This window comes from Agrobacterium sp. BT-220-3 (genome assembly GCF_025910175.1).
In the GTDB taxonomy this organism is placed as follows: domain Bacteria; phylum Pseudomonadota; class Alphaproteobacteria; order Rhizobiales; family Rhizobiaceae; genus Agrobacterium; species Agrobacterium oryzihabitans.
On sequence record NZ_JAPAIX010000003.1, the window covers coordinates 303,333 to 328,293 of the forward strand.

Annotated in this window: 22 protein-coding genes; 8 read left to right on the top strand and 14 right to left on the bottom strand. The window is 58.9% G+C overall.

Annotated elements, in window-relative coordinates; genetic code table 11:
• Nucleotides 1-3 precede the first annotated feature (3 nt).
• From queF to OK142_RS11830, 4 genes are all read right to left on the bottom strand, one after another.
• Nucleotides 4-468: a preQ(1) synthase gene (queF, locus tag OK142_RS11815; protein WP_003494539.1), complete on the bottom strand. Its 465-nt coding sequence runs from the start codon at nucleotides 466-468 to the stop codon at nucleotides 4-6.
• Nucleotides 469-485: 17 nt separating this feature from the next.
• Nucleotides 486-1,388, bottom strand: a complete 903-nt coding sequence (locus OK142_RS11820) for a cation diffusion facilitator family transporter (RefSeq protein WP_003494536.1) — start codon at nucleotides 1,386-1,388, stop codon at nucleotides 486-488.
• Between the two features lie 156 nt (nucleotides 1,389-1,544).
• Nucleotides 1,545-1,973, bottom strand: coding sequence for a glyoxalase superfamily protein (locus tag OK142_RS11825; protein ID WP_313608338.1), 429 nt, complete (start codon nucleotides 1,971-1,973; stop codon nucleotides 1,545-1,547).
• Nucleotides 1,974-2,041: 68 nt separating this feature from the next.
• The gene (locus tag OK142_RS11830) at nucleotides 2,042-3,148 is read right to left on the bottom strand and encodes a branched-chain amino acid ABC transporter substrate-binding protein (RefSeq protein WP_003494532.1); all 1,107 of its coding nucleotides are present in this window, start codon (nucleotides 3,146-3,148) and stop codon (nucleotides 2,042-2,044) included.
• 285 nt (nucleotides 3,149-3,433) lie between these two features.
• Here OK142_RS11830 and OK142_RS11835 point away from each other — a divergent pair, with 285 nt between their 5' ends.
• Entirely contained in the window at nucleotides 3,434-4,609 is a 1,176-nt protein-coding gene (locus OK142_RS11835; protein ID WP_003494530.1) for a DUF3095 domain-containing protein, read from the top strand.
• 150 nt (nucleotides 4,610-4,759) lie between these two features.
• Here OK142_RS11835 and OK142_RS11840 read toward each other — a convergent pair whose 3' ends face one another.
• The 4 genes from OK142_RS11840 to OK142_RS11855 form a co-directional block, all read right to left on the bottom strand.
• Nucleotides 4,760-5,080, bottom strand: a complete 321-nt coding sequence (locus OK142_RS11840) for an ArsR/SmtB family transcription factor (RefSeq protein ID WP_003524068.1) — start codon at nucleotides 5,078-5,080, stop codon at nucleotides 4,760-4,762.
• Between the two features lie 544 nt (nucleotides 5,081-5,624).
• Complete coding sequence (gene choV, locus OK142_RS11845; RefSeq protein WP_498682909.1) at nucleotides 5,625-6,671, bottom strand: choline ABC transporter ATP-binding protein; 1,047 nt, start codon at nucleotides 6,669-6,671, stop codon at nucleotides 5,625-5,627.
• Nucleotides 6,668-7,519, bottom strand: coding sequence for a choline ABC transporter permease subunit (gene choW, locus OK142_RS11850; RefSeq protein ID WP_498682911.1), 852 nt, complete (start codon nucleotides 7,517-7,519; stop codon nucleotides 6,668-6,670). The genes choV and choW overlap by 4 nt, the downstream gene beginning before the upstream one ends.
• A 189-nt stretch (nucleotides 7,520-7,708) precedes the next feature.
• Nucleotides 7,709-8,611, bottom strand: coding sequence for a choline ABC transporter substrate-binding protein (locus OK142_RS11855; protein ID WP_498683230.1), 903 nt, complete (start codon nucleotides 8,609-8,611; stop codon nucleotides 7,709-7,711).
• Nucleotides 8,612-8,997: 386 nt separating this feature from the next.
• Between OK142_RS11855 and OK142_RS11860 the strand changes: the two genes are divergently transcribed.
• The 3 genes from OK142_RS11860 (at nucleotide 8,998) to OK142_RS11870 (ending at nucleotide 11,581) form a co-directional block, all read left to right on the top strand.
• Complete coding sequence (locus tag OK142_RS11860; RefSeq protein WP_498682913.1) at nucleotides 8,998-9,579, top strand: thymidine kinase; 582 nt, start codon at nucleotides 8,998-9,000, stop codon at nucleotides 9,577-9,579.
• 155 nt (nucleotides 9,580-9,734) lie between these two features.
• Nucleotides 9,735-10,187: a pseudoazurin gene (locus tag OK142_RS11865; protein WP_498682915.1), complete on the top strand. Its 453-nt coding sequence runs from the start codon at nucleotides 9,735-9,737 to the stop codon at nucleotides 10,185-10,187.
• Nucleotides 10,188-10,423: 236 nt separating this feature from the next.
• Nucleotides 10,424-11,581 (top strand): DUF2333 family protein, encoded by a 1,158-nt coding sequence (locus OK142_RS11870; protein WP_082182751.1) that lies wholly within the window; start codon nucleotides 10,424-10,426, stop codon nucleotides 11,579-11,581.
• A gap of 26 nt (nucleotides 11,582-11,607) precedes the next feature.
• Here the strand turns inward: OK142_RS11870 and OK142_RS11875 are convergent, their stop codons facing one another.
• Together OK142_RS11875 and OK142_RS11880 are read right to left on the bottom strand one after the other, a co-directional pair.
• Entirely contained in the window at nucleotides 11,608-12,324 is a 717-nt protein-coding gene (locus tag OK142_RS11875) for a helix-turn-helix transcriptional regulator (protein ID WP_003494511.1), read from the bottom strand.
• 100 nt (nucleotides 12,325-12,424) lie between these two features.
• Nucleotides 12,425-12,946: a TIGR00645 family protein gene (locus OK142_RS11880; RefSeq protein WP_003494509.1), complete on the bottom strand. Its 522-nt coding sequence runs from the start codon at nucleotides 12,944-12,946 to the stop codon at nucleotides 12,425-12,427.
• Nucleotides 12,947-13,349: 403 nt separating this feature from the next.
• Here OK142_RS11880 and OK142_RS11885 point away from each other — a divergent pair, with 403 nt between their 5' ends.
• Nucleotides 13,350-15,566 (top strand): TonB-dependent hemoglobin/transferrin/lactoferrin family receptor, encoded by a 2,217-nt coding sequence (locus tag OK142_RS11885; RefSeq protein WP_498682918.1) that lies wholly within the window; start codon nucleotides 13,350-13,352, stop codon nucleotides 15,564-15,566.
• A gap of 54 nt (nucleotides 15,567-15,620) precedes the next feature.
• Here OK142_RS11885 and OK142_RS11890 read toward each other — a convergent pair whose 3' ends face one another.
• On the bottom strand, nucleotides 15,621-16,541 hold the full coding sequence (locus OK142_RS11890; protein WP_498682920.1) for an extensin-like domain-containing protein: 921 nt from the start codon (nucleotides 16,539-16,541) through the stop codon (nucleotides 15,621-15,623).
• A gap of 282 nt (nucleotides 16,542-16,823) precedes the next feature.
• On the opposite strand from OK142_RS11890, the gene OK142_RS11895 reads away from it, so the two are divergent.
• Nucleotides 16,824-19,013 (top strand): anthranilate synthase, encoded by a 2,190-nt coding sequence (locus OK142_RS11895; protein ID WP_498682921.1) that lies wholly within the window; start codon nucleotides 16,824-16,826, stop codon nucleotides 19,011-19,013.
• The gene (locus tag OK142_RS11900) at nucleotides 19,013-19,522 is read left to right on the top strand and encodes a GNAT family N-acetyltransferase (RefSeq protein WP_498683232.1); all 510 of its coding nucleotides are present in this window, start codon (nucleotides 19,013-19,015) and stop codon (nucleotides 19,520-19,522) included. Before OK142_RS11895 ends, OK142_RS11900 begins: the two co-directional genes overlap by 1 nt.
• On the opposite strand, the gene OK142_RS11905 is transcribed toward OK142_RS11900, so the two are convergent.
• Entirely contained in the window at nucleotides 19,519-20,466 is a 948-nt protein-coding gene (locus tag OK142_RS11905) for an HD-GYP domain-containing protein (RefSeq protein ID WP_498682923.1), read from the bottom strand. The genes OK142_RS11900 and OK142_RS11905 overlap by 4 nt on opposite strands.
• A gap of 277 nt (nucleotides 20,467-20,743) precedes the next feature.
• On the opposite strand from OK142_RS11905, the gene ade reads away from it, so the two are divergent.
• Entirely contained in the window at nucleotides 20,744-22,438 is a 1,695-nt protein-coding gene (gene ade / locus OK142_RS11910; protein WP_498682925.1) for an adenine deaminase, read from the top strand.
• 308 nt (nucleotides 22,439-22,746) lie between these two features.
• Here the strand turns inward: ade and aac(6') are convergent, their stop codons facing one another.
• Both aac(6') and bglA read right to left on the bottom strand, forming a co-directional pair.
• Entirely contained in the window at nucleotides 22,747-23,205 is a 459-nt protein-coding gene (gene aac(6'), locus OK142_RS11915; RefSeq protein ID WP_498682927.1) for an aminoglycoside 6'-N-acetyltransferase, read from the bottom strand.
• The gene (bglA, locus tag OK142_RS11920) at nucleotides 23,202-24,866 is read right to left on the bottom strand and encodes a beta-galactosidase BglA (RefSeq protein ID WP_498682928.1); all 1,665 of its coding nucleotides are present in this window, start codon (nucleotides 24,864-24,866) and stop codon (nucleotides 23,202-23,204) included. Before bglA ends, aac(6') begins: the two co-directional genes overlap by 4 nt.
• Nucleotides 24,867-24,961: the final 95 nt, after the last annotated feature.

A 24,961-nucleotide genomic window follows, 5' to 3' on the forward strand; every position in this document is an offset into this window, starting at 1 on the left:
GGATCAGCCACGGCCGCGATAGGTCGGGACACCCTGATCCGGCAGCCACACGCCCTCGGGCACCGGTCCGGTCTGCCAGAAGACGTCGATCGGAATGCCGCCGCGCGGATACCAGTAGGCGCCGATCCGCAGCCATTTCGGCTGCAACAGCTCCACTAGCCGCCTCGCAATATAGACCGAGCAATCCTCGTGGAATGCGCCGTGATTGCGGAAGGATTGCAGGAAAAGCTTCAGCGACTTCGATTCCACCAGAAAATCGCCGGCAATATAGTCGATGACGATATGGGCGAAATCCGGCTGGCCGGTCATCGGGCAAAGCGAGGTGAATTCGGGCGCGGTGAAACGCACCACGTAATCGGTGCCGGCATTGCCGTTCGGCACCTTCTCGAGAATGGCCTTTTCCGGGCTCTCGGGCGTATCGACCTTCGTGCCCAGCTGCGACAGGCCGGAAACATCCGTCACGGACATGGAAAACTCCTGCTTATTCAAACAATCACTTTGACGCCATGCGCCTTTTCGCCTTCCGGCTCGACGTGAATGGCAAGGCTTGCGCCCGGTATGACGTCCCTTATGGCATCTTCAAGGCGGTCGCAAATATCGTGCGCCGCCCGCACCGTCATCGTTGCGGGAACAACGACGTGAAAATCGATGAAGGCGGCCGAGCCGGCGCGGCGCGTCCTGAGGTCATGTACGCCAATGACGCCACCCGAATTCTCGGCGATCGCCTTCTTGATCGCCTCGTCCTCCTCCGGCTCCACCGCCCGGTCCATCAGCCCGCCAAGCGAATGCAGAATGACCTTGGAACCCTGAAACAGAATGTTGATGGCCACGAGAATGGCGAGCAGCGGGTCGAGAATGGCATAACCCGTCAGAAGGGCAAGAACGAGGCCGACAAGAACGCCCGCAGACGTCACAACATCCGACATGATGTGATGACCGTCGGCCGCAAGCGCCGGCGAAGCATATTTTCTGCCGACGCGGATCAGGGTCGTGGCCCAGACGGCGTTGATGACGCCCGCCGTCGCGTTGATGGCGAGACCGAGAACCGGCGCTTCCGGCAGCCTTGGATTGAAGAGACCGCCCCAGGCTTCCTGTACGATCAGAAGTGCGGCAACGACGATCAGCACGCCTTCCACGACGGCGGAGATATATTCAGCCTTATGGTGGCCAAACTGGTGATCGTCGTCAGCAGGCTTCTGCGCGTAGCGAATGACGAAATAGGCAATGAAGGCCGCGACCACATTGACGGTCGATTCCAGACCATCGGACAGCAGCGCCACCGACCCCGTGACCCACCAGGCCACGAGCTTGAGACCCAGCACGCCGAAAGAAAGTGGAATGCCCCAGAATGCGAGCTTCCTTACCAGTGCATTGCCTTCACTGTTCATTTTTGCCCCCCGTGCGGATGCGAACGAATTGCAGAACCGACTGCCAAAACGCACGAACCGCGCGCACGGGTTTCCGTGCACGCGGTTCGTTATTTGCGTTTTCTATCGTTCAAACCGCCGCCAAGGTCAAGACCCAGAAGGTCACGTCCCAAGACGTCACTTCTCGCTTTTCTGTTCGCAGAAACGGATGCGGTTGCCGAATGGGTCGGTGACTTCCATCACATCACCCCATGGCAGTTCTTCTACCCCCGGCTTCAGGAAGCGATAGTCTTTTCCAGCCAGTTCCTTCTGAAAGGCGTGAACGCCCTGCATGGTGGCGAAGATGTTGGAACCGGGCGTCGCGTCGCCGTGATGGCCGCTGAGGTGGAGCCCCATTCCAGCCCGGGAAACCTGCATATAGAGCGGAAAGTTCTCACCGAAACGATGTTCCCAGTCCACCTTGAAACCGAGAAAATCGACGTAGAATTCCCGTGCCTTGGCCTCGTCGAAAATCCTGAGGATCGGGAATATCTGCGCAAATCCGATTTCCGGACGGTCTTCGGTGCCCGTTGCGCGCGCATCCGGGGCGTTGTGGTCGTTGCCCATTCTGCATATCCTTTTCCAGGCAGCAGAAACGGTACCGGCCGCAACAGGTGCGGCCGGTACTTATCGCCTTATTCGGCTGCGACGATCTTACCGTCCTGCCACTTGTAGAGCGAGAAGGCCTGCGACGACAGGTCGCCATTCTCGCCATAGGTGACCTTGCCGATTGCCGTTGCGAAAGCATCGCCGCTCTTCAGAGCCGTGGCGACCGCTTCAGAGTCCTTGGCGCTTCCAGCCTTTTCGATGCCGGCCTTCAGCACTTCGACGGCGGCGTAAGCGTTAAGGGTGAAGGCTTCAGCCGGAATGTTGGCAGCCTTCAGCGCCTCGGCGGCAGCCTTGGAATCGTCGTTCTTCAGGGCGTCGGAAGCATTGGTGAAGATCGTGCCTTCGCCAGCCTTCGAACCGATGTTCCAGAACTCGCTGTTCGAGAGGCCGTCACCGCCGATAACGGCAGCCTTCGCGCCGATATCGTTCAGCTGGCGCACCAGAAGACCGGCTTCCGGGTGGTAGCCGCCGAAATAGACGATGTCGACATTTTCGGATTTCAGACGGGCCGTCAGCGCGCCGAGATCCTTTTCACCAGGCGTCAGGGCATCATAGAGAACTTCGGTAACGCCACCGGCATTCAGCGTCGTCTTGAAGGCATCCGCCAGGCCCTTGCCGTAAGCGCCCTTGTCGTGAATGATGGCGATCTTCTTGTCCTTGAGGTTGCCAAGCACGTATTTCGCTGCAACTTCTGCCTGCTGGTCGTCACGGCCGCAGGTGCGGAAGACGTTGGCAAGGCCACGGCTCGTCAGGCCCGGCGCGGTCGCCGTCGGCGTGATCATCAGGACGCCGTTTTCAGCAAAGACATCCGATGCCGGAATGGCAACGCCTGATGTCACCGGACCGACGACGAAATGAATGCCTTCGGCGACGAGCTGGTTGGCAGCGGAAACGCCCTGCTTCGGCTCACCGCCGTCATCGGCAAGCTTCAGGACGACCTGTTCTCCGAGAATGCCGCCCTTCTTGTTGATTTCATTGACTGCCGTCTGAGCGCCGTTCTTGACCTGGTCGCCATAGGCAGCGACAGGACCGGTAAGAGGCGCAATCAGGCCGATGACGATTTCGGCATGGGCAAGTGGTGCGAATGCGAAGGACGCTGCGAGCGTCACGCTGGTCAATGTCTTCAGTTTCATCCTGGTGTCTCCTTGGATAGGGGGTCTCAGCCCCGATGAGCGCCTTGGGCGTCGACCGAGTGAAACTATCGGACGCCTCCCGGCGAAAACCCGTTCCATGTTTGAATTCCGAGCCTTCAACTCAACTCATACGGAAGGTTTGATGATTTATGCAAGTCACCTTTGCTGGATAAGGTCTATTCCCGGTAAATCAATCGCGAAGCCGGCCATGATCGCGTCGTTTGAACGGCGGATCGCCATAGCGTAAATGCGTTGCGTTTGGCCGCCGCTGAGAGATAATACGCCATGATCGCAGCAGACGACGAATTTCTGACGGGCCTGCCCGTCTTCCGGCATTTTGAAGATGTGGCCGACCCGGCGCATTATCGCGCCCTGCCGCCGGGATGGGCGCTGGCGATTGCCGACATCATCGATTCGACTTCGGCGATCGGCACCGGCAGATACAAGGCCGTCAACATGGCGGGCGCCGCCGTCATTTCAAGCATCTCCAACAGCCTTGGGCGCCATGACCTGCCCTTCGTCTTCGGCGGCGATGGCGCCGCCGTTGCGGTGCCGCCAGATGGGCTCCCGGTCGCAGGCGCCGCGCTTTCCAATGTGCAGCGCTGGGTGAAGGATGACCTCAGCCTTGCAATGCGGGTAGCGCTGGTTCCGATAGAGGACATCCGCAAGAACGGCTTCGATATTCGCGTCGCCCGCTTCCAGGCAAGCGAGGACGTCTCCTATGCGATGTTTTCGGGCGGCGGCAACAGCTGGGCGGAAGCACGGATGAAGGAAGGGCAATACACCCTGCCCGCCGCTGCCGCGGGCGGGCGGCCGGACCTGACCGGCCTTTCCTGCCGTTGGAACCCCATTCCGGCGACCCATGGCAAGGTGGTGTCGGTCATTGCCGTGCCGGGCCCCTCGCGGGATATGCCTGCATTCCGCCAACTCGTCATCGATCTTGTCGATCTGGCTGAACAGGATGCAAGACATGGCCATCCCGTGCCGGAGGATGGGCCGAAACTCGGCTTCGTGCGGGAAGGGCTCGGTCTCGAAGCCCGGGCAGGTGCGGCTTATCACGATAGCTGGGGCAAGATGCGCCGCTCGCTTCGCATTCTCGGCGAAAGCTTCCTCGTCAATCTCCTCGGCTTGACGGGATTGTCGCTCGGACGTTTCAACGCGGATCGCTACAGGCGCTCTGTGGCCAGCAACACCGATTTCAGGAAATTCGATGACGGCCTGAAGATGACGGTGGATATAGACGTCACCCGGCTTGAAAAAATCCGCGCGCGGCTGGAATTGGGCCGCCTCTCCGGAACCTGTTATTTTGGCTTGCACGAGCAGGACGCCGCATTGATGACATGCATCGTGCCCTCCCCGCTATCGAAGGACCACATGCATTTCGTGGACGGCGCGGACGGCGGTTATGCCGCAGCGGCGAGCCGGCTCAAGCAGCAGATGCTGGCCGCCTCACAACCCTGAAGACAGCGCCGGCCGAAGGCCCCATCTCTCTTTGTCGTTTGATCATTTTTCCCGGCCCAATGCGGACGGTGGGCCAGAAAACGAAAAACCGGCGTCGTGCGCCGGTTTCAACGGATTGAGGCCGCCGGGCCTTGAAATATGGCCGTGGGATCAGGCGGCGGTCTTGCTGCTCTTCTGCGCCTGGCAATAAATTTCCTCGAGGGAAGCGAGGATCTTTTTGACGGATTCGGAATTGCTGGAATAATAGATGGTCTGCGCATCCCGTCGTGTCTTCACCAGCCGCTGCGCACGCAATTTCGAAAGATGCTGCGAGAGAGCGGACTGGCTGAGACCAACCTGTGAGGCGAGAACACCGACCGGCACTTCCGTATCCACCAGCGTACATAAGATCATCAGGCGCTTGGGATTCGCCATCGCTGAGAGCAAGTCTGCAGCGGCGATGCTATGTTCCGACAGAGATTGGTTATCCATACGCTCAAGTCTCCTGATGACAGTCAAAAAGACGGTCATGGTGGCTATTATAGGTGTTCCAAAAGGTGTTTTTATAATTCGGTGGATACGTTGTATATACCTAAATCTTGCTTATATCGTGTCCCTTTCAAAGACTATTCTTCACTGGTTATTTACTTAAGACACTGTGACCAAATTATCAGCTTTTTGCCTGTTTTTTGTCAATCTAGCAATAAAGATATGTATTAGCGGCAGTATTTATAAGCAACAAACGATCAAAAGTTGAGCGTCGAAATCTTGATTCCCAATGCCGGATTTTAGGGCCGCAATCTTTTACCACCTTAAATTTAGCAGCGAGCAACAGAATCTAGATTAACTTTGCGCAATTTTCTCTAAGTTTGCAATATGATTTTTATTAGTAATTATTTTCATGCATAACTTATGATATCAAAAATATTCTTTGCTACCGTAGGAAGGTATAGCTTTTTACGGCAAGAAACACCTGAAACACAAAAAGGGCCCTCCATGTCGGAAGGCCCTTTCTCATTCCCAGACGGATACAATATTATTTTTTACGGTGGCGCGTCAGGCCGGCTACAACTTCATCCGCTGAAATCGTGCCGACGATCGCGCCATTGTCGACGACGCCGATCGCACCGGAATGTTTCGCCAGCGCATCGAGGATGTCGATCAGCGGTGACGACGGGCGGGCGGTGGCGGCCACATTCAGGCGGCCGTTCCGCTCATCCACACCCGGCTTCATCACGTCGGCGGCGGTCAGCATGGAGATCGGGTTCATGTTCTGCACGAAATCCGCGACATATTGCGTGGCCGGCTGCTTGACGATCTGCTGCGGTGTGCCGCACTGGATGATGTGCCCGCCTTCCATCATGGCGATGCGGTTGCCGATGCGGAAGGCCTCGTCCAGATCGTGGCTGACGAAGAGGATGGTCTTCTTCAGCCGGCTTTGAAATTCCAGAAGCTCGTCCTGCAGGCGGCTTCGGATGAGCGGGTCGAGCGCCGAGAACGGCTCGTCCATCAGGAGAATGGGCGCGCCGGTGGCAAAGGCCCGCGCCAGCCCCACGCGCTGCTGCATGCCGCCCGAAAGCTCACCCACCTTCCGGTCGGCCCAGGCGGACAGGTTCACCAGTTCCAGCTGCTCGGCCACCATGCGCTTGCGCTCGGCTTCCGGCACGCCGGAAAGCTCAAGCCCGAAACCGACATTATCGGCAACGTTGCGCCAGGGCAGAAGGCCGAATTGCTGAAACACCATGGACACCGTGTGCATGCGCAGGTCGCGCAGCGCTTTTGCGGTCGAGCGATAGGGGTCGACATAGCCGGACTTGGTCTTCACGCCGACATTGCCGCGCACCACGGGTGCAAGACCGTTTACGGCCCTGAGCAGCGTCGATTTGCCGGAACCGGAAAGCCCCATGAGCACGAGGATTTCGCCTTCCTTCACTGAGAGCGAGGCGTTGGCGACGCCGAGAACCAGCCCGGTCTCGGTGTTGATCTCGTCACGCGTGCTGCCCCGGTCTATCATGGGCAGCGCCGCATCGGGCCGGTCACCAAAGATGATATCGACATTTCCGAAGATGATGGCGTCGCTCATAGGTCATCCTCCGCGCCGGGCAGGCGGAACAGCCGGTCGAGAACGATCGCCAGTATGACGATGCACAACCCGGCTTCGAAGCCCATGGCAATGTTGACGGTGTTCAATGCACGCACCACCGGCACGCCAAGGCCATTGGCGCCGACGAGGGCGGAAATGACCACCATCGACAACGACAGCATGATCGTCTGGGTAAGACCCGCCATGATCTGTGGCGCGGCGAAGGGAAGCTCCACTTTACGCAGCACCTGTGATGGTGTCGCGCCAAAGGCAACGGCCGCTTCCACCAGTGCCGGCGGCGTCGAGACGATGCCAAGACGGGTAAGGCGCACGGGTGCCGGTATGGCGAAGATAACGGTGGCGATCAGCCCCGGAACCATGCCGAGACCGAAAAGTACCAGCGCCGGGATGAGATAGACGAAGGTCGGAATGGTTTGCATCAGGTCCAGTACCGGGCGCATGCCGGCATAAATCCACTTGCGCCGCGCCGCCAATATGCCGAGCGGTATGCCGATGATCATGCACACGGCGCTCGCGGCAATAACCAGCGCCAGCGTTTCCGTCGTCGCTTTCCAGTAGCCGAGATTGATGATGAGCAGAAGGCCGAGCGCCGTGAAGACAGGCATGCCGACCGAGCGGCGCGTCCAGGCCGAAAGAGCCGTCAGGATCGCGACGATGACGAGCGGATGCGGCGCCTGCAAAACAAAAAGCAGGGCATTGATGACGCTTTGGAAAATGAAGGAAAGCCAATCGAAGAAAAAAGCGAGATTGCCGGTCAGCCAGTCAATGGCCTCCTTGGCATATCGGCCGACGGGCAGGCGGTTTTCAAGAGCGCTGAGCCATTCCACGGTAAGAAAATACCTTTCGTCAAACAAATGCAGAAACGACGGCCGGCAGCGGGGCTGCCGGGCGCGGTGCTGGCGCGTGACCTGCGATGCGACAAATTCGCCGGCTGAGATCACGCATGGGCATCGTTATTTCCAGCTGCAGTCCGGCCTGTCGCACAGGCCGGACGCAGTCATGCATAGTCTTGCGGCTTAAAGGCCCAGGGCCTTCTTGACGGCGGGCAAGGCATCAACGCTGCCGTCCTTGGTCTTGACATTGGCGAGCCACGGCTCGATCGCGGCCGGATTTGCCTTCAGCCAGGCGGTTGCGGCAGCTTCGCCTTCCAGACCGTCATTCAGGATCTTGCCCATGATTTCGTTTTCCATGGGCAGGGAAAATTGCAGGTTTTTGAGAAGAACGCCGACATTCGGGCATTCCTCGACGTAACCCTTGCGGACATTGGTGTAGATCGTCGCGCCGCCGAGATTGGGACCGAAGACTTCGTCGCCGCCGGTCAGATAGGTCAGCTTGAAATTCGCATTCATGGGATGCGGCTCCCAGCCGAGGAAGACGATCGGCTCCCCGGATTTTTCCGCCCGCGCGACCTGCGACAGCATGCCCTGCTCGGACGATTCGACAACTTCGAAGGCCTTCAGCCCGAACGTGTCCTTGGCCACCATGTCGAGGATCAGGCGGTTGCCGTCATTGCCGGGCTCGATGCCATAGATCTTGCCGCCGAGATCGCCGCTATGGGCTGCGATGTCCTTGAAATCCTTGATGCCGAGTTCGGCGCCCTTGGCATTGGTCGCAAGCGTATATTTCGCACCCGTCAGGTTTTCACGCAGCGTCTCGACCGACTTGTCCGCACGATAAGGCGCGATATCGCCTTCCATGGTCGGCATCCAGTTGCCGAGGAAGACGTCGATATCCTTGTTCTTCAGCGATGTGTAGGTAACGGGCACCGAGAGAAGTTTGACGTCGGTTTCATAGCCCAGGCTTTTCAGGAGCACCGTGGCGGTTGCCGTCGTCGCGGTGATGTCGGTCCAGCCCACATCGGAGAAACGCACCGTGCCGCAACTTGCCGGCTCCGCGGCACCGGCCGCGCTGAACGTCATGGAGGAGATTGCTGCGGCCAAGGCCAGACAGCGACTTCTATTTGCAAACATTCGCTTGCTCCCTGTTTTTTCGTTCCCTTGCCATTATCAATATCTGCCGGACACAATCAACTCGCGTGCATTTGCGTGCTTTGGCGCACCGTTTGCGACACAACGGTGAAAATAGGCGGTTTCAGCCGTGCAGCGCCGGAAATGACGGGTTGCGGAAATCTGTGTTTTTCCTGCTCCGGCACTTTTCAACCCGCTTCTTCGCCGTCAAAAGACGCACAATGCAGCATCCGCTCATAGACCGGAATCGATTCCGTGAGGCGCGATGTGCCGATTCAATAGGTTGGAGCATTGCTGCAAGGCGTCGAAAAGACGCGAAAGCGCTCCGGGAGTGGATAATGGCAAAACTCTATTTCAATTATGCAGCGATGAACGCCGGCAAATCGACCATGCTGCTGCAGGCTTCCTACAATTATCAGGAGCGCGGCATGCGCACGCTGATTTTCACGGCCGCCTTCGATGACCGGGCCGGCGTTGGCCGGGTCGCCTCGCGCATCGGCCTGTCTTCCGACGCGCGAACCTTCGATGACACCACCGATATTTTCGCCGAAGTATCGGCCCTGCACGCCGAAGCGCCGGTCGCCTGTGTTTTTGTCGATGAAGCCAACTTCCTGTCCGAACACCATGTCTGGCAGCTTGCCGGAATTGCCGACCGGTTGAACATTCCGGTCATGACCTACGGCCTGCGAACGGATTTTCAGGGCAAGCTCTTTCCGGCCTCCAGGGAACTGCTCGCCATTGCCGACGAGCTTCGCGAAATCCGCACCATCTGCCATTGCGGCCGCAAGGCGACGATGGTCGCCCGTTTCGACAACCAGGGCAATGTCGTCAGGGAAGGCGCGCAGATCGATGTCGGCGGCAATGAAAAATATGTGTCCTTCTGCCGCCACCACTGGGTGGAAACCGTCAAGGGCGAATAGAGTATTTCCAGGAAGCCCCCGGTTCCGTCCGGAAACACTCTAACCCTGCGTCCGGTTGCCGCATTTGATTTTTCGCAAGGATGGTCTTCTGGCTCCTGCGCTAAGACCGCGAAGACACATTCGCGTGGATGTGCTTTCTCCCAGGAGCAAAAGATATGCACAACAAAACTGCCAGAATTGCCAGCCTCGCCATAGCAGCCGGCCTCTTTGCCTTTCCCGCCTTGTCGGCCGAAATCGAGGTGAAGATGCTCAACAAGGGCAGCGACGGCCAGGCGATGGTCTTTGAACCGGCAACCGTCAAGGCAGCCATCGGCGATGTCATCACCTTCGTCCCGGTGGACAAGGGCCATGATGCGGCAGCCGTCAAGGAAATGATCCCGGAGGGTGTCGCCGACTTCAAGGGCAAGATGAACGAGACGGTGAAGGTGACCGTCGACAAGGAAGGCGCCTACGTCATCAAATGCACGCCGCATCTCGGCATGGGCATGGTCGCGCTCGTCGTTGTCGGTGATGCCGCGCCGGCCAATCTGGACGCCGTCAGGAACGGCAAGCTGCCGAAAAAGGCGCGGGACCGGCTGGACGCAGAGATCGCCAAGCTCGGCCTCTAGCAACATCCTGAAGTGTCCGCGGCCGGTGATGTTCGGTTAAGCCTGCTGCAAATACCGGAACGCCCGGCGCGGACCACAGGTTGAGAAAAGTTTCGCAATCATGTTGTATCCCGGGTAAGCGGGACATATCTGCAGGACAGTAGATGACCGCGGATTGATGAAGTGCCGGGGACGAGTGGCGCAGCCACGGGTTCCTTCCGGCATCCAGCCCCACGGGCAGAGGAGACCATGACGACATGATCGACCGGATCACCGCTTTGATTCAGGCAGCCTTCAGCGCCATCGGCAGGGCCGCCGGTCTCGTCGTCGCCTGGCTTTTGTGGCCTTTCATGGCCGCCCACGGCTGGTACAGCGGCCGCAACTGGATCATCAAGGGCCCGATCGCTCTGGTGCTCATTCTCCTTGCCGGCTTCTACGGATATTTCGTCTGGCAGACGCAGGTCTGGAGCAATTTCGACCCGGATTACATTTCCCGGTACAAGCTTGCCGAACGCACCGTGCCGCCCGGACAGGAATTGCCGGCCGCGACCCCGGCTGCCGCCGCCGGGGCAACCGGTGCTGCCGCAAACACCTCCGCGCCGGTGTGCCAGCGCTCTGCCATCGTTGATGCCGCTGCCGATCTTACCGATTTCAACGTCAATCAGAACGCGTGGATTTCCTCCATGCTGCTCTATCGTCTCGGCCTCTTCGGCATGGACTGGGACAGCACGCCGTTTCTCGACAACAAGGCGTCCTTCCAGCGCGGCGTGAACCAGGCGGTGCGCCGTACCTCGGTGGAACTGGTGGATACGCTCGGCCGTGTTCGCGGAACCTCCGGCATCAACAACAATCTCCAGGAAGCGCGTGGCAACATGCAGTTCAGCGAATATTCCTGGTATTTCGGCCTTGATCCCTTCGGCCCGAAGACGCCGACACCAAGCTATTATCGCGCCGCCATTCGCAGCCTCCAGGCCTTCAACGGCGAACTTGTCGCCTGCAAGGCCGTCTTCGATACCCGTGCCGACAACCTCATCCAGTTCATCGACCGCATTGCCGGCGATATCGGTTCAACATCCGCCATCCTGCGCGAGCGTTCGGAAAACTATAATGGCGGCTGGTTCGATACCCGTGCTGACGACCGTTTCTGGTTCGCCTATGGCCAGCTCTATGGCTATTACGGCGTGCTTTCCGCCGCAGGATCGGACTTCGCGCAGGTCATCCGCGAACGCAACCTGACCAATCTGTGGAACGACACGCTGCTTCAGACCCGCGCTGCCCTGCGCATCCAGCCGGCGATCATTTCCAACGGCGAGGAAAGCGGCTGGATCATGCCGTCGCACCTTGCCACCATGGGGTTTTACGTTCTGCGGGTGCGCTCGAACCTCGTCGAACTCCGCTCCGTACTCGACCGATAGGTAACGGAGCCGGCCTTGCCGCCGGCTCAGTCTATCAGGCGCTGGCGTATGGCCTTGGCCACCAGTTGCGTTCGGTTGACGCAATCGAGCTTGCGCATGGCGTTGTTCATGTAGGCGTTGACGGTGTGCTCAGAGATGGACAGGAGCTCGGCGATCTCCACCGACGTCTTTCCCTGCGCCGTCCAGCGCACCACCTCGAGTTCGCGTTTCGTCAGGGGCGACGGGCCTTTGGAGCCTGTGCGGCAAAGGCGGTCATAGGCCTCCAGCGCATGCAGCGCGATCATGCCCAATTCGTTCAGCGACGCCTGCGACAGGGCGTCGCGATCACCTGCGAAATTCATCAGATGGCGGTACCCGTTCATGCCGTTTACCGGCACCATGAGACCGGAGGTGACGCCGATGCTGCTGAGCGATGACCCCGCCTCCACCAGCGTTTCGCAGGCGAGTTCCGCATCGTCGAGCGACCAATATTGCGGCATCATCGATGAAGCGCCGCGCTTGATGACCGGACAGTCGCCGAGCGCACCGTTCTTGGTCATCGCGTTCACGACCCAGACCGGCAGGCTGCTTTCCACAACCGTCGGCAGGGCATGGGCGTTGCCGAAACCCGGCAACCTCAGAAGGGTCACGTGGGAATAACCGAAAGCCTGCATGACCGCCTGCAGCGCCACCAGCCATTGCTGCCTGTCGGCGGCAGCCGACAGATCACGGCAAAGGCTGTCCTGGCGCTCCGTCTTCAGCATTCAGGCGCCGCCACCGAGTGGGGGCGAGATACCCCGGAGCAGGGAACATACGGCTTCGGCAGACACGGTTTCGACCTTCATAACAAGCGGACCACCCTCATCAAAGCACAGGCTTTTCAGACTTTTCCTTTGGCTTCGCCATCAGTTTTTCCAGAAAACCGAGCATGACCGCCGAGACGACAAAGGCCAGATGAATGATGGTGAACCACATCAGCTGGCTGTCCGTATACTGGCTGGCGTTGAGGAATATCTGCAGCAGGTGGATCGACGAAATCGCCACGATCGACGACGCGACCTTGATTTTCAGACTGCCCGAGTCAAGCTTGCCCAGAAACGAAACCTCGTCATCCGCCTGATCGAAGCGGCTGACGAAATTCTCGTAGCCGGAGATCATCACCATCACGATGAGGCTCGCAACCAGCGCAGCATCAATCAGCCCGAGCATGGCAAGGATCATGTCCGCTTCATCGTAAGTGAAAACGTTTTTCGCAACCTTCAGGAACTTGAGCGTGAAGGAGAAGGCGTAAACCGCCAGCGCCGCCACGAGCCCGAGATAAAATACAACGAGCAGCCAGCGGCTGGAGAGAATGATCCGCTCGACGAGCAGTTCAAGAGACTTCATTTCCGTATCCGATTAATGATCTGTTTATTGTTGGGCATTCTTTCTTTCGCCATGTAAACTGGCTGCGAATATCCTAGCAAGCGGCAATGTCGGGACTTTGGCCGCATGGCGGCGTTTTCGCCCCCTATCCAGCGCTTTGCATGCGGCATGGTGAAGCGTCACATTTTTGCAACGCACTGTTATGCTTTAAAACATGATGTAAAAAGTCATATATAATATGTTGACAGTTATCGTCATGTTTTTTAGTCCTCCCTTATCGGCTCGCCCGTAACAATTCAAAACAGTTTCAGCCGCGACAGCAAGCGCGGCGCGTTTTTGCGCGCCGTGGTTTATGCGCGCGCCTACCCGGGGGTACTTTATGTCCATCTCGCGCACACATTCCGCGCTGCTCTTGTGCACTGCCATGTCTCTTCTGCCCCTTGCCGGGCCAGCGCGGGCGCAGGACGCCGCGTCGCAGGCGAACGGCACCACCACGCTCGAGAAGATCGTGGTCAAGGGCAAGCGTGTGAAGGGTGGCAGCGCTGTAGCCGACACCCCCCTTGCAACGGAAACGACGGCCGCGACGATCGAGAAGAAACAGATCACGAGCATCGAAGATCTGGGCCGCGTCGCACAGCCCGGCGTCTCGTTCAACCGCAGCACGGGTGCCGTCAACATTCGCGGCCTCGAAGGCGACCGTGTTCTGACCACCATTGACGGAATTCCCGTGCGGTATCTGTCCGACGCCACGCGCGGCGCGACCGGCGGCCTGGACTCCTTCAACTTCTCGTCGCTGTCCGCAGTCGACGTTCTGCGCGGTGCAGATTCAAGCCGCGCCGGTTCCGGCGCTCTCGGTGGCGTTCTCGGGTTGCAGACACTGGAGCCCGAAGACCTTATTCAGGAAGGCCGCGATTGGGGCGGCGTAGCCAAATTCACATTCGACAGCGCCGACACCAGCTATGAGCCATCCGTCGCAGTAGCAAAGAAAATCGAGAATACCTCGATCATGTTCCAGGGCGGCTACAAGAAGGGCAAGGAGCGTAAAACCAACGGCAGTGTGGATTCCTACGGTCCGACGCGCACGAAAGCCGATCCCTCGGATTACGATCAGCACAACCTTCTGTTCAAGCTGCGCCAGGATCTGGAAGGCGGCCATCGCATCGGCGTGACGGCCGAAAGTTTCCGCCGCGACCGGGACACCAACTCGAAAATCAACCAGGTTGCCGTGCTGGGTCCCCGCGACAACTACCTGCCCGGTGCTTATTTCACCAACAACGCAACGGCCCGCGACCGCATCTCGCTTGACTATTCCTATGATGCGACCGGCACGGATGGTCTATTCGACAGCTCCTGGGCGTCGCTTTACTGGCAGAAACAGTCCCGCGAAACTGGCTACAATGGCTACCGCTCGACAACCGTCGTCGGCAATATCAGCCGCCTCAACGACTACGACGAAAACAGCTTCGGCCTTGTCGGCGCTCTGCAGAAGAAATTCGAGACCGGCCAGCTTAATCACGACGTGACGTTTGGCTTCGACCTTTCGAGAAGCACCTCTGAACAATATTCCTCCGGCGTCGACAATTGCCGACTGCCTTATACCGGCGCTTTTGCGGCATGCGCGAACCTCCACACCAACCAGGCCGATACGCCGAAGGTGGATAGCAGCCGGATCGGTTTTTATATCGATGACGAGATCGGCTTCGGCCAAAGCGGCTTCACGCTGACCCCCGGCCTGCGTTTCGACTGGGTGCAGCACACACCCAAAATGACATCGGAATATGCCCGCAACACCAACCGCCCTGCACTCCCGGGCGAGTTCGACGACGTGGCCGTTTCCCCGAAGCTGCGTGCAGGTTATGACGTTTCCGACAAGGTGGAACTGTACGCGCAATGGGCAATGGGTTTCCGCGCACCGAACGCCGGCGAATTGTATAGCGTTTTCGGCGGCCCCGGCACCTACCTGCGGCTCGGCAATCCCAATCTTGAATCGGAAACCAGCAACGGTTTCGAAATTGGCGCCAACCTGGGTGATGAGGACCTCGGCGGTCGCATCAACCTCTTCTACAACCGCTATAAGAACTTCATCGAAACCACCAGCCTCACCGCAAGCCAGGCGGCAGCGCTCGGTTATGATCTGAACAACTACCGTCAAGGCGGCATTACGCGCGGCGTCAATTTGGACCGTGCCCGTATTTACGGTGCCGAACTCTCGGCGCATGTGCGTTTCGACAATGGCTTCAGCCTGCGCGGGGGCCTCGCCTATGCCAATGGCAAGAACCTCGACAATGACACCTTCCTCCAGTCGGTCTCACCGCTGAAGGGTGTCATCAGCGCTGCTTACGACACCGAAACCTGGGGTGTCGGCATCGATTGGATCGCGGCTAACGGCGGACGCGGCAAGGACATCCTCACCAACGGTCAAAGAACATATTTTGCGACGCCGGGTTACGGCATCGTAGACCTGACGGCATGGTACGAACCCGAACAGGTCAAGGGTCTCCGCATCAACGCAGGCATCTACAACGTCTTTGACAAGACGTATTACGACTATGCCACTGCGCGCACCGCCGGTTCGCAAGCGAATGAATATTACTCCGAGCCGGGCCGCACCTTCAAAATCTCTCTGACCCAGAGGTTCTAACAAGGTCTCAAACAAGAACTCCAGTCGGGGCGGCCTTCGGGTCGCCCTTTTTTGTCAGCGGCAATAAAGATAGTCACCCTTTCGTTCCAGCACGTCGAGATGCAGGTGATCCTGATGGGTGGCGTCGCTGCCGGGGGACAGAACGGTGCGGAAAAACAGGCAGGCGGTGGCTGTAATCGCACGCTGAAAGGCACCCTCCGGCGTTCCATCCTCGCCGCGCGGCTTCATCACCAATGGCTCGCCCTTGTCGAAGGCTATGGTGGAAATATCCACGGCATTGCCCTTGGCGTGTTCGGAAATCTTGCCGTTTTCCGCACTATTGCGGTTGCGGCAGATATAGGTCGAAGCATTGGCGATCGCCGTGACCTTTTTCTCCGGCAGGGCAAGGGCCGCCGCGGGCAGCATCATCTCCCTGGTCCAGCGCGATAGCGCAAGCGCGGTCTCGCAGCGCATGGTGCCGGATGGTTCAAGCTTGATGGCCGGCAGAACCACGGAAAGCTCGATCGGCGCTTCAATGCCGCAGCCCTGCTCCTCATCCCGGATCGGTTCAAGCTGCTTGAATTCCGCACCGATCTCTTTCAAGGCGCCAAGGCAAGCCTGCAAAGCGGCCGGGTCTTCCGGCTTCACCGGCTCCACCTGTTTCTCTTCAGGCTTTGCGGCCTCGTCAGCCGGTTTCGGTTGCTCTCCCTCCCTGCTTTCGCCTTCCTTGCGCTCTCCCTCTTTCGTTGCGCCATCGCCGCCTTTACCGGCTGGCAGCTGCTTGCCATCGGGTTGCGGCTCTTTCGGCACCTCGGGTTTGGGAGTGGGCTTTGGCGTTTCGCCCGGCTTTTGCATATCCTTGTCCGCCGGCTTTTCTGCCCCGGCGGGGGCTTGCCCCTCAACCGGTTTCGGTTGCGGCACAGGCACCTGCTGCGGCGGTTCGGAAGCGGAAATCAATGCGAGGCTGATCACCAGAAGACACAGACGATGAAGCATTTTGCGGGGCACTCCTGACCGTTTCGGCAGGGCAGGAACGCGGCGGCGGCTGGTAAGGTTCATTCCGCCTTCGGAATCCCCTTGCCAAGGCCAATTGTGCACGCTAACAATTTTCCCATGAACATCGTGTCTATGAACATTGCTAACTGGTGGTGGAGCAGCTTTACGCGGCCTTGACCAGTCATGTCTTCAGACAAAGTCCAAGCCGCCCGAATTTTCAGGCGGCTTTTTTGTTATTCTGCCGCCTGTCATCGGGCCTGAAAAACGGGAAGTGCGAAAGAAATGGTAACGATTATTCAGGATGACGGAGCGGAAACCTACGAGACGAAAGGCGGCATCAAGGTCAGCCGAAAGCGCAGGCCTGCCGATTACGCCAGCGCCATCGACAATTACATCGAGAAGCTCGATTCCCATCGCGGCGCGGTTTTTTCATCCAACTACGAATATCCGGGCCGCTACACGCGCTGGGATACAGCCATTGTCGATCCGCCGCTCGGCATCTCCTGTTTCGGCCGCAAGATGTGGATCGAGGCCTATAATGGTCGCGGTGAAGTGCTGCTTTCCTTCATCACCGAGAAGCTGAAGGCGACGCCCGATCTTACCCTCGGTGCCTCCACCACGCGCCGTCTCGATCTCACCGTCAATGAGCCGGACCGCGTCTTCACCGAAGAAGAACGCTCGAAAATCCCGACCGTCTTCACGGCCCTGCGCGCTATCGTCGACCTCTTCTATTCGAATGCGGATTCGGCCATCGGCCTGTTCGGCGCCTTCGGTTACGACCTTGCCTTCCAGTTCGATGCGATCAAGCTGTCGCTGGCGCGCCCGGAAGACCAGCGCGACATGGTTCTGTTCCTGCCCGACGAAATCCTCGTCGTTGACCACTATTCCGCCAAGGCCTGGATCGACCGTTACGATTTCGAAAAGGCCGGCGTGACCACGGACGGCAAGTCTTCGGAGATCACACCCGACCCGTTCAAAACCACCGATACGATCCCGCCCAAGGGCGATCATCGTCCCGGCGAATATTCCGAACTGGTGGTGAAGGCCAAGGAAAGCTTCCGCCGCGGCGATCTGTTCGAAGTCGTCCCCGGCCAGAAATTCATGGAGCGTTGCGAGAGCAATCCGTCGGCCATCTCCCGCCGCCTGAAGGCGATCAATCCCTCGCCCTATTCCTTCTTCATCAATCTCGGCCATCAGGAGTATCTGGTCGGCGCCTCGCCGGAAATGTTCGTACGCGTCTCCGGCCGCCGTATCGAGACCTGCCCGATTTCAGGCACCATCAAGCGCGGTGACGACCCGATTGCCGATAGCGAGCAGATCCTGAAACTGCTGAATTCGAAGAAGGACGAATCCGAACTCACCATGTGTTCGGATGTGGATCGGAACGACAAGAGCCGCGTCTGCGAGCCGGGTTCGGTGAAGGTCATCGGCCGCCGCCAGATCGAGATGTATTCGCGCCTCATCCACACGGTGGACCACATCGAAGGCCGCCTGCGCGATGACATGGACGCCTTTGACGGTTTCCTCAGCCACGCCTGGGCCGTCACCGTCACCGGTGCGCCGAAGCTGTGGGCCATGCGCTTCATCGAAGGCCACGAGAAGAGCCCGCGCGCCTGGTATGGCGGCGCGATCGGCATGGTCGGTTTCAACGGCGACATGAATACGGGGCTGACGCTGCGCACCATCCGCATCAAGGACGGCATTGCCGAGGTGCGTGCGGGTGCGACGCTGCTCAACGATTCCAATCCGCAGGAAGAAGAAGCCGAAACCGAGCTGAAGGCATCCGCCATGATCGCCGCCATTCGTGACGCAAAAGGCACCAACGCCGCCGCCACCAAGCGTGACGCCGCCAAGGTGGGTAACGGCGTCAAGATCCTGCTGGTCGATCACGAGGACAGCTTCGTTCACACGCTGGCGAATTATTTCCGCCAGACCGGCGCAACGGTGTCGACAGTCAGAACGCCGGTTGCGGCAGAGGTCTTCGATCGCTTCCAGCCCGATCTTGTCGTGCTTTCGCCCGGACCCGGCAGCCCGACGGATTTCGACTGCAAGGCGACGATCAAGGCCGCCCGCGCCCGGGACCTGCCGATCTTCGGCGTCTGCCTCGGCCTTCAGGCTTTGGCGGAAGCCTATGGTGGCGAGCTTCGCCAGCTTGCGGTGCCGATGCACGGCAAACCTTCGCGCATCCGCGTGCTGGAACCGGGCCTCGTCTTCTCCGGTCTCGGCAAGGAAGTGACTGTCGGTCGCTACCACTCGATCTTCGCCGACCCCGCCACCCTTCCGCGTGATTTCATCATCACGGCGGAAAGCGAGGACGGCACGATCATGGGTATCGAACACGCCAAGGAACCGGTGGCCGCCGTTCAGTTTCACCCCGAATCGATCATGACGCTCGGCCAGGACGCCGGCATGCGCATGATCGAAAATGTCGTGGTGCATCTGACCCGCAAGGCGAAAACGAAAGCGGCGTGATGACGGGCGATGGCGTCGTCACAATCGAGCCGATCCGCGCGGAGCACGTTGAAAGCTTTCACCGTGCTCTCGACACGGTGTCGCGCGAACGCAAATATCTGAGCTTTCTGGAGGCGCCGCCGCTTGAAGCGGTGCGCGCTTTCGTTCTCGACATGATCGAAAACGACCATCCGCAATTCGTGGCGATTGCGGATGGCGAAGTGATCGGCTGGTGCGATATTCGCCGTGAAAGCAGACCGACCCATGCTCATCGCGGCGCGCTGGGCATCGGCATTCTGCCGCCGCACCGTGACAGGGGGCTTGGCGCACGGCTTATGGGGCGCGCACTCGATGCGGCCCGCGAACTCGGCCTGCACCGCGTCGAACTCTGCGTGCATGCCGACAATGTAAGGGCGATTGCGCTCTATGAAAAGATCGGCTTCGTGCATGAAGGCCGGGCACGCGACGCCGTTCTGATCGACGGGCACTACACCGACAGCCTGCAGATGGCGGTCATCCTCGGCGATTAACCCCTCGGCAGCGAAGCCGAAATGCACAGTGCGAACTTCTTCAGAAGCTGCGTGTCGAAATGACCTTCCCGGCGCAGCATCCAGGTCAGGGCGTCATTTGCTGTCCACGGCTTCTTGTAGGGACGCACCGAGGTGACCGCGTCATAGACATCGCAGATTGCCGCGATCCGCGCGTAAAGGCTGATTTCGTTTCCGACGCGCCCGCTTGGATAACCGCCGCCATCTATCCGTTCGTGATGATTGAAGCAGACGTCGAGAACCATGGCCGGCATCTGTTCATTGCGTGACAATATATCCCGGCCGAAAGCCGGGTGAAGATTGATGATTTCCCGCTCGCTGGCGCTCAGCCCTTCTGCCTTGTTGAGGATCGACGAGGGAATTTCCACCTTGCCGATATCGTGCAGCAACCCGCTGATGCCGAGCAGATCGACCGTTCCCCTGTCCAGTCCGAGATAATGACCGAAATGGATCATCAATCCACTGACGGAAACCGAATGCACGAAAGTCGTTTCGTCCTTCGATTTCAATCGGGTGACACCGATGAAAATCGCCGGGTTCGACTGGACCGCGTCGGAAATCTTGCCCGCGGCTGAAGCCATGCCCTTCAACGACACACAGCCGCCGGCTTCGGCAACCGCGAATGTCTCGGCGATCGCATCGGCGGCAGAGCGCACGGCATGGGTGACGGCAGCGATCGTTTCGGGGCAATTATCCGGGTTTGACGCACCGGCTCCGGCCGAACGCGGCCTGCCATCAATGTCGCTACCCTTGGCGGTGTTGATGATGATGCTCTCAGCGCCGCTCAGTTTTAATTGACGCATCAATTCCTCATGCCGCAAAAGGAAACGGTGCCGCCGTAAAAAATCATTGTTCGAAAACGCTCCTTCGACCGCTTCGATAAACATGCCAACAGTCAATTGCTGGGTGGAAATTCGTTTGAGCATCAGACGCTTTTATTTTCCTTCCCGGGGATGGTAACCTCAACCGCTATCTTGGAAACGCCAGCACAGGACCGGCCCGCCCTTAAAGATGAAGTTACACTTTCCCAAAATTATTCAAATGCTGAACTTTAAATATAAGATAACACAAATATGAAAATTTTTTACTCCCGTTATATTTAAAACACAAAGAATCAACATGAATAACTCAAGAAACAACCCAAGAATGTAAATACTGTAAATTCTCGCATACGACGTAAACCAGGAGCCGAAGAAAACCCGCATGAATTCGAAACTTGAAACGCGCATCGATCAAGGTACAGGCCGTGAACCGGCAGATATGGTCCTCAAAGGCGGACGATTCTTCGATCTCGTGACGGGAGAACTAGTTGCCTCTGATATCGCCATCTGCGGCGATACCATCGTTGGAACCAGCGAAAGCTATAATGGCCGCCGGGAAATCGATATTTCCGGAAAAATCGTCGTTCCGGGCTTCATCGATACGCATCTTCATATCGAATCATCGCTCGTCACGCCGCACGAATTCGACCGCTGCGTCTTGCCCTATGGCGTCACCACGGCCATCTGCGACCCGCATGAGATCGCCAACGTACTCGGCGAGGAAGGGCTTCAGTTCTTCCTCGACAGCGCCATGGAAACCATCATGGACATTCGGGTGCAGCTCTCCTCCTGCGTGCCCGCAACGCATCTGGAAACCTCCGGCGCCGATCTGCCGATCGAAAAACTGCTGCCGTTTCGCAATCATCCGAAGGTCATCGGGCTTGCCGAATTCATGAATTTTCCCGGCGTCATCCACAAGGACCCGGTATGCATGGCGAAGCTGGAAGCCTTTCAGGGCCAGCATATAGACGGGCATGCGCCGCTGCTGTCGGGAACGGCGTTGAACGGCTATCTTGCGGCCGGCATCCGCACCGAACATGAATGTACGAGCGCTGCCGAGGCGCTGGAGAAAATCCGCAAGGGCATGCATATTCTGGTGCGCGAAGGCTCGGTCTCGAAAGACCTGCATGCCCTGATGCCAGTCATCACCGAGCGCCTTTCGCCTTATCTCGCGCTCTGCACGGATGACCGCAACCCGCTCGATATCGCCGAACAGGGCCATCTCGATTATATGATCCGAACGGCCATCGCCAGCGGCGTGGAACCGCTCGCCATCTACCGTGCTGCCTCGATTTCCGCCGCTAAGGCCTTCGGCCTGCGCGATCGCGGTCTCATCGCGCCCGGCTGGCGCGCCGACCTCGTGGTGATCGACAGCCTGCAGAACTGCAAGGCCGGCATGGTGCTTTCCGGCGGCCGTATCGTCGATGACGCCCTGTTTGCCACCCGGAAGCCGGTCGCTCCCGTCGGCCTTGACAGCGTCAAGGCAAGACCGGTGCTGGCCTCCCATTTCGGCGTACCGGTTACCGAAGGCGAGACCCCCGTCATGGGTGTGCTTCCCGGCAAGATCATCACCGAACATCGCCGCTATGTTCTGCCGACGGACGGCAACCAGACGACCGTCGATCTCGAAAACGATATCATCAAGGTCGCCGTCATCGAGCGCCACGGCAAGAATGGCAACCACGCCAACGGCTTCGTGCAGGGCTTCGGCCTGAAAAAAGGCGCCATCGCCTCCACCGTCGGCCATGACAGCCACAATATCTGCGTTGTCGGCGTGAACGAGGACGACATGGCGCTGGCCGCCAACCGGCTCGGTGAAATCAAAGGCGGTTTCGTGGTGGTCGAAGACGGCAAGGTAACCGGCGAAATCCCGCTCCCCGTCGCCGGTCTGATGAGCCTCGAACCTTACGAAACGGTGCGCGATACGCTTCACACCCTACGAAAGGCCGCCTATGCGCTCGGCACGACGCTGGAGGAACCCTTCCTGCAGGTTGCCTTCCTGCCCCTGCCGGTCATCCCGCATCTCAAGATTTCAGACATGGGCATGGTGGATGTGGATCGGTTTGCGCTGATCTGACGATGAAGCTTATCGGCCGGAAGCAGCGGAATACGCCTGATCTAGGTATCTAAGGCGGCGAGAGCAGACTTAGGTTTTCGTTTCTACGGGCCAGGTCACGTAATAATATTTGCCCGCGACCCTGCCAAAATAGGCGTGATTTCCCGTTGCCTTGTCGACATAGCTGCCACTTCCGTCCGATGCAAATTCCCGGAATGAGCATAAAAGAGCCGGAGTGACCTCACGGACAACGTTGGCGTGAAAACACCCGTTCAGGCAACGCGAAGCGGAAAGATTGCTAAAATGGCTGGCTTAAAAGCATCGACAAGTTATGACCCCGATGGCAGCAGCTTGCGGAAGTAAACCACCCGTTCGGTCTCCTCAAACCCCAGCGCCGCATGCATGCGGTGTGAATCGACATTGGCGATATCGGCATCGGAGGCAAGCTCGCTTACACCCTTGCCGACCGCCCAGCGGGTCACCGCGGCGATCAACGCGGCGGCGACGCCCTGGCCGCGAAAGGCCCCCTCCACATAGACGCCTTCAAGAAAGGCCACGGGCGAGGTGTCGCATCCATTGACATAATCCTGCCGCAGGCTGACGTCGGCAAAACCGATGGCCACTCCGGCCAGATTATAGGCAATAAATCCGGCCTCGTTGTCGGAGAGGTCCTGCAATTCTTCGCTGTGTTCGGCAGGCGAGGCATCGGGCCATAAGCGGTGCCGCAGGAGGGACCAATCGTCCAACGATGCCGCGTCGGCTGCCTTGATGACGAATTGCCCGCTCATGCGACGACCCCGCAAAACACATCCAGCGCCTCAAGCTTCACGATACCGGCGTCGAACAACGGCTCGAAGCCCGGCATCGGCAGGATATCGGTGACCCGCATGCCCTTCGGCACCGGAAACTCTATCGCCTCGCGGGTCAGGTTGAAGACGAAGAGCAGTTTTTCATCACCCTTGTGGCGCGTGAAGGCCAGCACGTCGAGGTTGGTCTTGATGAAATTCATATCGCCGTCGCGCAGGGCACCATGGGTTTTGCGGAAGGACAAGACCGCGCGGTAGTGGTTCAGAACCGAGTCGGACTTCCGCTCCTGTGCATCCGCCGCCTGCATGGCGTGGGCATAGGGCACCGGCAACCACGGCTTTTCAGCGCTCGAAAAACCGGCATTCGGTTTACCGGTCTCCCACACCATCGGCGTGCGGCACCCGTCGCGGCCCTTGAATGCTGGCCAGAAACGAATGCCGTAAGGGTCGCGCAAATCCTCGAAGGCGAGTTCCGCCTCCGTCAGACCCAGCTCCTCCCCCTGATAAAGACATATCGAGCCGCGCAGGCTGGCGAGAACGCAGATGGCGAGCTTCGCAACCCGGGTCTGCTCCTCCGTGCCTTCAGAAAAACGGCTGAGGTGGCGCACCACATCGTGGTTGGAAAAGGCCCAGCACACCCATCCATCCGTCACCACCTTGCCGAAAGTCTCGACCGAGCCGCGCAGGTGTTTTGCGCTGAAATCCGGCCCCAGGAGATCGAAGGTATAGCACATGTTGAGCTTGTCGTTGCCGGACGTATAGGCCGCAACCGTCTTCAGCGATCGCGCGCCGTCCCCCACCTCTCCCACGGTGGCGCGGCCCACATATTCGTCGAGAAGCGCGCGGAAACGCTGGAGAAACGCCACGTTTTCCGGCCGCGTCTTGTCGTAGAGATGATCCTGCATGCCATAGGGATTGACGTCGGATGCGTCGAGACCAAAACTCTCTTCGTCGAAAAGCGGCGGGTTGTCGCGCAAAAGCTTGTCGTGGAAATAGTGATTGACGGTATCGAGACGAAAACCGTCCACGCCGCGATCAAGCCAGAACCGCACGGTTTCCAGAAGGGCATCCTGAACATCCGGATTGTGGAAATTGAGGTCCGGCTGCGAGGCGAGAAAGCTGTGCATGTAATATTGCTTGCGCACGCCGTCCCATTCCCAGGCCGGCCCGCCGAACACGGAGAGCCAGTTGGTGGGTGCGGTCCCATCCGGCTTGGGGTTGGCCCAGACATACCAGTCGGCCTTGCTGTTGCTGCGGCTTGCACGGCTGTCCACGAACCAGGGATGCTGGTCGGACGTGTGCGAAATCACCTGGTCGATGATGACCTTCAACCCCAGCCGATGCGCCTCGGCCATCAGCGCGTCGAAATCCGCAAGCGTGCCGAACATCGGATCGACATTGCAATAATCGGAAACGTCATAACCCATGTCGGCCATGGGCGAGGTGAAGAAAGGCGAGAGCCAGATGGCGTCTACGCCGAGCGAGGCAATATAGGACAGCCGCTTCGTCACCCCGGCAAGATCACCGTATCCGTCGCCCGTGGTATCCTGAAAGGATCGTGGATAGACCTGATAGATCACCGCTCCCTTCCACCAGTCCGATTGCGCTTGGGATTTGAGGACCGGGGCATGGGGTGTCGGCATGAGTGATCTCCTGGTGAGGGTTGGCGCGAGAATATAAAGCAGCTGCCCTTGCGTAAACCGGAACTTCGCAAATGCCCAAAATCACCTCGAAGCGG

What these genes read in the sequence shown, in the direction of transcription:
- OK142_RS11900 (WP_498683232.1), top strand. Translation starts at nt 19,013, where the DNA reads ATGACGGGCGATGGCGTCGTCACAATCGAGCCGATCCGCGCGGAGCAC.
- OK142_RS11880 (WP_003494509.1), bottom strand. Translation starts at nt 12,946, where the DNA reads ATGAAGTCTCTTGAACTGCTCGTCGAGCGGATCATTCTCTCCAGCCGC.
- OK142_RS11870 (WP_082182751.1), top strand. Translation starts at nt 10,424, where the DNA reads ATGATCGACCGGATCACCGCTTTGATTCAGGCAGCCTTCAGCGCCATC.
- OK142_RS11905 (WP_498682923.1), bottom strand. Translation starts at nt 20,466, where the DNA reads ATGCTCAAACGAATTTCCACCCAGCAATTGACTGTTGGCATGTTTATC.
- ade (WP_498682925.1), top strand. Translation starts at nt 20,744, where the DNA reads ATGAATTCGAAACTTGAAACGCGCATCGATCAAGGTACAGGCCGTGAA.
- OK142_RS11860 (WP_498682913.1), top strand. Translation starts at nt 8,998, where the DNA reads ATGGCAAAACTCTATTTCAATTATGCAGCGATGAACGCCGGCAAATCG.
- OK142_RS11835 (WP_003494530.1), top strand. Translation starts at nt 3,434, where the DNA reads ATGATCGCAGCAGACGACGAATTTCTGACGGGCCTGCCCGTCTTCCGG.
- bglA (WP_498682928.1), bottom strand. Translation starts at nt 24,866, where the DNA reads ATGCCGACACCCCATGCCCCGGTCCTCAAATCCCAAGCGCAATCGGAC.
- OK142_RS11830 (WP_003494532.1), bottom strand. Translation starts at nt 3,148, where the DNA reads ATGAAACTGAAGACATTGACCAGCGTGACGCTCGCAGCGTCCTTCGCA.
- OK142_RS11855 (WP_498683230.1), bottom strand. Translation starts at nt 8,611, where the DNA reads ATGACGTTCAGCGCGGCCGGTGCCGCGGAGCCGGCAAGTTGCGGCACG.
- OK142_RS11840 (WP_003524068.1), bottom strand. Translation starts at nt 5,080, where the DNA reads ATGGATAACCAATCTCTGTCGGAACATAGCATCGCCGCTGCAGACTTG.
- OK142_RS11895 (WP_498682921.1), top strand. Translation starts at nt 16,824, where the DNA reads ATGGTAACGATTATTCAGGATGACGGAGCGGAAACCTACGAGACGAAA.
- OK142_RS11825 (WP_313608338.1), bottom strand. Translation starts at nt 1,973, where the DNA reads ATGGGCAACGACCACAACGCCCCGGATGCGCGCGCAACGGGCACCGAA.
- choV (WP_498682909.1), bottom strand. Translation starts at nt 6,671, where the DNA reads ATGAGCGACGCCATCATCTTCGGAAATGTCGATATCATCTTTGGTGAC.
- OK142_RS11885 (WP_498682918.1), top strand. Translation starts at nt 13,350, where the DNA reads ATGTCTCTTCTGCCCCTTGCCGGGCCAGCGCGGGCGCAGGACGCCGCG.
- OK142_RS11890 (WP_498682920.1), bottom strand. Translation starts at nt 16,541, where the DNA reads ATGCTTCATCGTCTGTGTCTTCTGGTGATCAGCCTCGCATTGATTTCC.
- OK142_RS11820 (WP_003494536.1), bottom strand. Translation starts at nt 1,388, where the DNA reads ATGAACAGTGAAGGCAATGCACTGGTAAGGAAGCTCGCATTCTGGGGC.
- OK142_RS11865 (WP_498682915.1), top strand. Translation starts at nt 9,735, where the DNA reads ATGCACAACAAAACTGCCAGAATTGCCAGCCTCGCCATAGCAGCCGGC.
- OK142_RS11875 (WP_003494511.1), bottom strand. Translation starts at nt 12,324, where the DNA reads ATGCTGAAGACGGAGCGCCAGGACAGCCTTTGCCGTGATCTGTCGGCT.
- queF (WP_003494539.1), bottom strand. Translation starts at nt 468, where the DNA reads ATGTCCGTGACGGATGTTTCCGGCCTGTCGCAGCTGGGCACGAAGGTC.